The 7,592-nt window shown below is 73.0% G+C and carries 5 protein-coding genes; all 5 read left to right on the forward strand.

The window, feature by feature from the left end:
* Window positions 1-28 precede the first annotated feature (28 nt).
* The 5 genes from RIM90_RS06945 (at window position 29) to RIM90_RS06965 (ending at window position 7,554) form a co-directional block, all read left to right on the forward strand.
* Window positions 29-547 (forward strand): hypothetical protein, encoded by a 519-nt coding sequence (locus tag RIM90_RS06945; protein WP_309059685.1) that lies wholly within the window; start codon window positions 29-31, stop codon window positions 545-547.
* Window positions 547-1,950 carry a hypothetical protein gene (locus RIM90_RS06950; protein WP_309059686.1) on the forward strand — a complete coding sequence of 468 codons (1,404 nt, stop codon included), beginning with the start codon at window positions 547-549 and terminating at the stop codon, window positions 1,948-1,950. Before RIM90_RS06945 ends, RIM90_RS06950 begins: the two co-directional genes overlap by 1 nt.
* Window positions 1,947-3,371, forward strand: coding sequence for a VWA domain-containing protein (locus RIM90_RS06955; protein WP_309059687.1), 1,425 nt, complete (start codon window positions 1,947-1,949; stop codon window positions 3,369-3,371). The genes RIM90_RS06950 and RIM90_RS06955 overlap by 4 nt, the downstream gene beginning before the upstream one ends.
* A gap of 80 nt (window positions 3,372-3,451) precedes the next feature.
* Window positions 3,452-4,576: an AAA family ATPase gene (locus RIM90_RS06960; RefSeq protein WP_309059688.1), complete on the forward strand. Its 1,125-nt coding sequence runs from the start codon at window positions 3,452-3,454 to the stop codon at window positions 4,574-4,576.
* Window positions 4,573-7,554 (forward strand): hypothetical protein, encoded by a 2,982-nt coding sequence (locus tag RIM90_RS06965; protein WP_375165407.1) that lies wholly within the window; start codon window positions 4,573-4,575, stop codon window positions 7,552-7,554. Before RIM90_RS06960 ends, RIM90_RS06965 begins: the two co-directional genes overlap by 4 nt.
* The last annotated feature ends 38 nt before the right edge of the window (window positions 7,555-7,592 follow it).

Here is a 7,592-nt window from a genome sequence, read left to right on the forward strand (position 1 = left end):
GGTGGCGTGAACGTCCCCTTTCGCATGCATGGGAGATGGTGCGTTGTCGGTCCGGGAGAAGTCGAGCACGGCACGGGTGGTGCCGTCCGCGCGGCCGCGGAAGCTCGCCAAGGTGCCGTTCGTGGAGCTGGCCGACGGGCGCCTGCAGGGCGTGGTGTCCAGTGGGTCGGACATCGGGCGCGTGTACGTGTCGTCGGTGGAGGCGGGGACGTACGCGTTCGCGTGCAGCACCAACAACAACCGTCCCTGCGGTGGGGCGCGCGGGATGTTCTGCAACCACATACGTGCCCTCGTCGGTGAGGCCGTGCTGCAGTACGGCGCCGAGCGCGTGGCCCGGTACCTGAAGGTCGAGGTCGCCGCCGGGGAGCCGGACGCGCACTCCATCACCGTGGCCATGACCGCCACGCGTCCCGCGCAGGGTGACAGCTCGGCCGCGGCGCAGGTGTTCAGCCGGTTCCTGCGGCACCTGGCCTATCTCGAACTGGCCCCGACCACCGCTCCGCTGCCCGAGATGCAGTGGTTCCCGGCGACGAGGGCGGTGGCCTGATGCGTGCCGATCTGCTGACCGACGACATCGCCGGGCTCGACGAGGCCCTCGCGGCCGTCGACGGCTTCGACGAGGCCCTCGTCGGTGGTCTGCTCCGTCCGCAGCCCGGCCAGGCCGGCGCCTTGGCCGGGCTCGCCGACGCCGTCGCCGGGTCGCCGCTGGCCTCGCGGGTCGCCGAGGCGGCCGAGAAGGCGGCCGCGGGGGCCGCCGGTGAGGACCACTTCGTCGCGCTCGCCGCCGCCCGCACCGCCCTGCTCGGCTCTGTGCACGACGCGTTGACCGCCCGGATCGAGGAGGCCGTCGACCGGCCCCGGGCCGAGGAGAGCGGCACCGCACCGGCCGGCGGCGAGGAGCACGCGGCGAATCTGCACGCCGCCGCCCGCAGTTGGCTGTGCGATCTCGCGCGGGCCGGCTGGCGGGGCATCGACCACGAACTCGTCGGCGGGGCCGCGCCCGTCGTGTCCGCGATGCTGCCCGACCCGGCGCTGCGCCGCCCGGCCACGCTGCTCGACGGCTTCGCCGCCGAACTCGCCGCCTCCTGCCCCGGGGCGACCCTGGAGCGTGTTCCCGTGCGCCGGTGGGCCGACCTGTGGTCGCGCGCCCTGCTGCTGACGCTTCCCGGTGCGGCCCCCGCCCCTGCCGTCGCCGAGGTGAGCGGTCGTCTGCTGCCGCTCGGTGTCGACGTCCAGGAGCACGCCACCGCCGTACAGGCCCAGGTGCACGCGGTGTTCGAGCCCGCGGACGGCGGTACGCCCCGGCTCGTGCGGGCCTCGGTGTCCGCGCCGAAGCCCGACACGGTCGTCGGGGCGGGGCTGTGGCAGCTGCTCCGGCCGCGCATGTCCCTGCTGGCCGCCGTGAGCGAGGGCCGCGCCGTGGAGCTCGACGCCATGCCCCTCACCGCCGAGGGCGACCTGGTGTGGGACGACGCCCGTGCCCGTACCGGCGGGCCCGCCGAGGTGTTCACCACGGCCCGGGTGGCGCTGCCGGCCGCTGCCGCCTTCGCGACCTCGCCCCTGGACCGGCATCCGGCCCGGATCGCGGTGCCCGTCCTGCTCGAGGGGTACGCCGTGGAAACCGCGGAAGAGGACGGCGGCACGGTCGCCTTCCAGGTCGCCGGGCAGCGTCTCGCCGTCGACACCGACCGGGTGCCGGCCGCCGGCCCGCTCACCCCGGAGGCCGTCGCCTCGTCGGGGGCGTGCCTGGGGCTGCTGCGGTGGGACGCCGGGGAGTTCCTGCTCCAGCCGCTCGCCGTGGAGCGGACGGTGCGGAAGAAGGCCGTCGCCGTCCACGCCGGGGCCTGGGCCGGGGGCACGACCGACAAGGCCGGGGTGCGGGCCGAGAAGGCGGCCATCGACGCCGTCAAGGTGCTGCGCGAGCGTGCCGGAAAGCTGCTGCGGAAATGACCGAGCCCACCCCCGGACAGGACGTCGCGCCCGACCCGTACGACAACCGGCGGCAGGTCCTCTACTGGCGCCTGCTGGCCCGCCTCTTCGACCCCGAGGAGCAGGCCACCCTGGAATCGGCGAGTCTCGCCGTGGTCGAGGACATCGGCCTGCCGCCGGCGCTGCTGGACCCGGGGGCGTCCGTCGACTCCGTCGTGCAGCGGCACCCGGAGCTGGCCGCCGAGTTCGACGGGCTGATGACCCCCGAGCCGGACGAGGACGGTACACGCGACCGGGCCGCCGAGGTGCGGCGCGCGGCGCTCGCGTCGAAGGTGCTGCTGAACGTCTTCGCCTCCCTCCCCGGCACCGTCACCGCCGAACAGCTGGCCCGCTGGCAGTCCGACGCGGGCTGGCTGGAGCGGGCGCTGGGCTGCCGGCCCGGCGAACTGCGCGGCGGACGCGGTGGCGCCCACCGCACGGGGGCCGGCGGAGGCGTCAGCCCGACCGGTACCGGTGTCGGCGGACCCGCGCCCGACCTCGGCCGGCTCATCCCCGGGATCGGACCGGAACTCGGCTCCATCGAGGCCGGTCTTGTCAAGCGCATGCACCTGCGCGAGGTACTGGCCGATCCGCGGCTGGCCTCCCGGCTGACGCCGAGCATGTCCCTGATCGAGCAGCTGCTGCGCGACAAGAACAACCTCTCCGGCGTGGCCCTGGCCAACGCCAAGGCGCTGATCCGCCGTTACGTCGACGAGGTCACCGAAGTGCTGCGCACCCAGGTGGAGAAGGCCACGGTCGGCGAACTCGACCGGTCCGTCCCGCCCAAGCGCGTCTTCCGCAACCTCGACATCGACCGCACCATTTGGAAGAACCTCACCAACTGGAGCCCGGAGGAGGAACGGCTCTACGTCGACCGCCTCTACTACCGGCACACCAGCCGCAAGACGACGCCCCAGCGGCTGATCGTGGTCGTGGACCAGTCGGGTTCCATGGTCGACTCGATGGTCAACTGCACCATCCTGGCGTCGATCTTCGCCGGTCTGCCGAAGGTGGACGTCCATCTGATCGCCTACGACACACAGGCGCTGGACCTCACGCCCTGGGCGCACGACCCGTTCGAGACGCTGCTGCGCACCAAGCTCGGCGGCGGCACCGACGGCACCGTCGCCATGGCGCTCGCCCAGCCGAAGATCGCCGAGCCGCGCAACACCGTCGTGGTGTGGATCTCCGACTTCTACGAATGGCGGACCCACGAGCTGTTCGAGAGCATGGCCGCCATCCACCGCTCGGGGGCGAAGTTCATCCCGGTGGGTTCGGTGACCAGCTCCGGCCGCGGCAGCGTCAACCCGTGGTTCCGGGAGAAGTTCAAGGACCTCGGTACGCCGGTGATCTCCGGCCACATCAAGAAGCTCGTGCACGAACTCAAGACGTTTCTCACCTGATCACCGGACACACCTCTCCCCGCACGTCCCCTCTCGACGCGCGTCCCCTTGTGATCACCGTACGGAAAGGCTTTCCCCTCATGTCCGACCTGCTGCGTGCCCCCGCCGAGATCAAGTACGCCGAGGAGCTCGACTGGCTGGAGTCGATCGACGACAACCCCAAGCCGTTCTCGTGGCGCCTGTCCCCGAAGATGGTCCGCCTGTTCATCTGCGGCTCCGAGCGCTCCGACGGCCTGGACCGGGAGATCTCGCAGAAGTGGTTCGGCGACCGCAGCTTCGTGGAGCGCTCGATCGTCACGCTCGCCTCCGACCGCGGTCTGCTGCTCATCGGTGACCCCGGCACGGGCAAGAGCTGGCTGGCCGAGCTGCTGTCCGCCGCGATCTGCCGCAACTCCACGCTGGTGGTGCAGGGCACGGCCGGCACCACCGAGGACCACATCAAGTACTCCTGGAACGTGTCCATGGTCATCGCCAAGGGCCAGTCGCGGGAGTCGATGATCCCCTCGCCGATCATGACCGCGATGGAGACCGGCGCCATCGGCCGTTTCGAGGAGCTGACCCGCTCCACGAGCGACGTCCAGGACGCCCTGATCTCCATCCTCTCCGAGAAGTACATCTCCGTTCCCGAACTGGAGAGCGGCGGCGACAGCGACAACATCGTCTTCGCCAAGCCCGGCTTCTCGATCATCGCCACGGCCAACAGCCGTGACCGGGGGGTCAACGACCTGTCCTCCGCGCTCAAGCGCCGCTTCAACTTCGTCCGCATCCCGGTGGTGACGAACAAGAAGAGCGAGGCGGAGATCGTCCGCTTCCGCACCGAGGAACTGCTGCGCCGGCACTCCATCGACCTGGACGTGCCGCCGACCCTGCTCGACGTGCTGCTGCAGAGCTTCGCCGACCTGCGCGCGTCCGCCGCGGCGGCCGGCAGCGACGACGAGAAGCTGGAGTCCGCGCTGTCGACGGCCGAGCAGATCGGCGTGCTGGAGGACGCCGTCCTGCACAGCAACTTCTTCGGCGAGCGCACCCTCACCGCCCGTACTCTCGCCTCCTCGCTCGTCGGCTCCCTCACCCGCCGCGAGCCCGAGGACCTGGCCATCCTCAACAAGTACCTGCACGGCGTCGTCGAGCCGCGCAGCAAGGAGGAGGGCGGCTCCTGGCCCGAGTTCCTCGAGGGCGGCCGCGACGCGATCGCCACCCTGTCATGAGCGGCATGACCGACATGACCGGGACGAACACGACGAGCGGATCCGCGGCGAGCACGTTCACCGCGCTGCGCGGGCAACTGCAGGAGGCGGCGGCCGCGTTCGCGGGCGGGCCCGACGCCCTGGAGAGCATCCTCCTCGGCATGGTCGACGACGTCGACCGCGCGGTGCGCGAGCCGCTGGAGATCTTCCCCGTCTGCCACCACTCCCCCGCCTCGGCGCTCGCCATGGCCCGCCGGCTGCGCGAGAAGCAGCCCGAGGTCGTCTATCTGGAGCTGTGCGAGGACATGGCGCCGCTCCTGACCGAGCTGCGCAACTGCCGGCTGCCGGTGGCGGTGCAGGCGTTCGCCGGGGACGTCGAGGGCTTCCCCGCCGAGTGGGCACCGCTGTCGGTCGTCGCGCCGATCACCGAGGCGTCCGCCGAGTACCAGGCCATCGCGTACGCGCTCGACACCCCGGGCGTCGAACTGGTCCTGGTCGACCGGTCGTCGGACCACGTCTTCCAGTGGGACAGCCGGGGCGGGCGGACGCCGGAGCCCGCGGCGGAGGACGGCGGGAGCGGCCCCGGCACGTCTCCGTCCGAAGCGCCCGAGGCGGAGGCCGCGCTGCACGGTGAGGCCGTCGGCGTCGAGATCGGCGACCTGCGGCCGCGCTTCGCCGAGCTGGAGGAGCATCTGCTGCGCCACGGCAAGGTGCGGCACTGGTCGGAGTGGTGGCACCAGTACGTCGAGGTGCCGCTCGGCGACAGCGACCACGACACCTACCGCCAGGTCATGTTCCTCATCGGCAGCCTGTTCCGGCGGCTCGCCCCCGGCGACGGCACCCGGGTCCGGGTGGACGAGGACCGTGAGCGGTACATGTGGACCCGGATGCGCGAGCACCTGGCGGCGACCGGCACCGATCCGGAGGACTGCCTGTACGTCTGCGGCGCGTTCCACGCGGCCAGCCGCGTGGAGGAGTTCGGCGTGCACGGCAGCACCGGCACGTTCACGATCTCCCCGCGCACCGCCACCACCTGGCAGTACGGGCTGATCCCGTCCAGCCACGCGGCGATCGAGGCGCAGTTCGGTCTCGCCTCGGGCTCGGTGTCGATCGCCTCGACGGAGTGGGCGAAGGCGCTCAGGCGCACGCGTGTGCAGCCGTACCGGCTGGCGGGACAGGCGGGGGCGAAGAAGTCCACGGCGAAGAAGCCCCGGGGCAGGCAGGTGGCGGTCCCCGCGCAGGAGCCGCCGGCCGCGGACCGGCTCTCCGGCTTCCTGCGCCGGCCACCCGTCCTCGACGGTCTGGACGAGGCCGAACTGCTCGGCTGGTCGGTGGACATCGTGCGCGCGGCCCGGCGCAACGGCTATCTGGCCTCCACCGCCGACGCCATCGCGGTCTTCGAGACGTCGATCCTGCTCGCCGGGATGCGGGACCGGGCCAAGCCGACGCCGTACGACTTCCAGGACGCGGCGGTCACCTGCATCGAGAAGGACCGCGTGCCCGGGCGGCGGGACGTGCGCCGCCTCGTCGAGATCATGATGGGCGGCGACCGGATCGGCCAGGTGGGCTACGAGGCGCTGCCGCCGCTCGCACGCGACGTGTACGACCGGCTCGCACCGCTGGAGCTGAAGCTCCAGCAGCGCGGCGTGCAGCGTGCCCTGCTGGACATGGCCTCCCGGCCGGAGCTGCGGGCGTGCTCCGACGTCCTGTGGATGCTGCGGCGCCTGCTGCCGCACGGCGCGGCACGGCCGGTCATGGGCGAGCGGCGGCTCGGTGAGCGGTCGATCCAGGAGTCGTGGGACCTGGCGCTCGGCACCCACCAGCGGGCCCTGATCGAGCTGGGCTACGAGGGCGTCAGCCTCGAACAGGTCCTGGAGCAGCGGCTGCGGCGCGAGGCGTACGGGCCGCGGGCGACGACGGCGACCGTGCTGGCGGCGGTCGAGGACGCGACCCTGTACCTGGGCAGCCGCCGCCTCGCCGACGAGCTCGGCACGCATGCGCTGAAGGTGCTCGCCGCCGAGCGCAGCGTCGACGGCGCGCCGGAGGTGCTGCGCCGGGTGCGCGGTCTGCTGGCGTACTACCGCACCAGCGAGCCGGTGCTGCCGCCGTGGATCGAGTCCTTCGCCAAGACCGGTTACGCCCACTACTGCACCCTGCTGCCGACGGCGTTCCGGGACGAGGACGCGACGGTGGGGCAGGTCGCCGCGATGCTCGGCTTCCTGTTCAGCATGGAGAGCCTCGCGCTGTCGCTGGGCTGCGACCGGACCCAGTTGGAGCTCGCGGTCGCCCAGTCGCACCCCGACGACCCGTCGAAGACGGCGCTGCTGTGGGCGGCGCAGGTGCAGCTCGGCACCCTGTCCCGGGCCGAGCTGCGGGCCCGGTGCGACGAGTTGCTGGACAACCCGCTGGTGGTGCCCGCCTATCCGCGCTACCTCAGTGGCTTCGTGCACGCGCTGGAGCCCGTGCCCGGGCTGGCGGACGTGGTGGTGGAGGCGGTGTCGAACGCGTTCGGCCGGCTGCCGGACGCGGTGCTGCTGCCGTGGCTCCCGCTCCTGATCACCACCCTGCGCTCCGGCGCGGCGGACCTGGCCCCGCTGCTGATCCGCGAGGCGGGGCGGATCTTCCCGGGCCGGCTGGCGGCGCTGGACGCGTGGGTACCGCCGTGGCGGGCACCGCGGGCGGACCCGTTCGCCGGCCGGCGGGCGGAGTCCGGGAGCCGGGGCCCCCGGGGCGCCGCGCTGCTTCCGGCCCATCCGGCGACGTGCGACGCGGTGGCGGGACTGCTGGGCTGTACGGAGGGGTGGACGCGGTCCGACGCCGCCCCGGCCCCGTCGGGCGTGGGGCTGCTGGCCGCGCACCCGGCGACGTGCGACGCGGTGGCCGACCTGCTGGGCTGCGACGGCGCGTGGGTGGCGGCCGGCCCCTCCTCGGGCGCCGCGCTGACGGCCCGGCACCCGGAGACGGCGAAGGCCCTGGAGTCGCTGCTCACGAGCAGGTGACGGCGGCGGCCGGGTCCCGGGACCACCTGGCCCCGGCC

It is taken from the genome of Streptomyces sp., assembly GCF_031181555.1.
In the GTDB taxonomy this organism is placed as follows: Bacteria; Actinomycetota; Actinomycetes; order Streptomycetales; family Streptomycetaceae; genus Streptomyces; species Streptomyces fimbriatus.

Excerpts from the sequence above, each read along its gene's own strand:
- RIM90_RS06955 (WP_309059687.1), top strand. The coding sequence starts at position 1,947 with ATGACCGAGCCCACCCCCGGACAGGACGTCGCGCCCGACCCGTACGAC.
- RIM90_RS06965 (WP_375165407.1), top strand. The coding sequence starts at position 4,573 with ATGAGCGGCATGACCGACATGACCGGGACGAACACGACGAGCGGATCC.
- RIM90_RS06945 (WP_309059685.1), top strand. The coding sequence starts at position 29 with ATGGGAGATGGTGCGTTGTCGGTCCGGGAGAAGTCGAGCACGGCACGG.
- RIM90_RS06960 (WP_309059688.1), top strand. The coding sequence starts at position 3,452 with ATGTCCGACCTGCTGCGTGCCCCCGCCGAGATCAAGTACGCCGAGGAG.
- RIM90_RS06950 (WP_309059686.1), top strand. The coding sequence starts at position 547 with ATGCGTGCCGATCTGCTGACCGACGACATCGCCGGGCTCGACGAGGCC.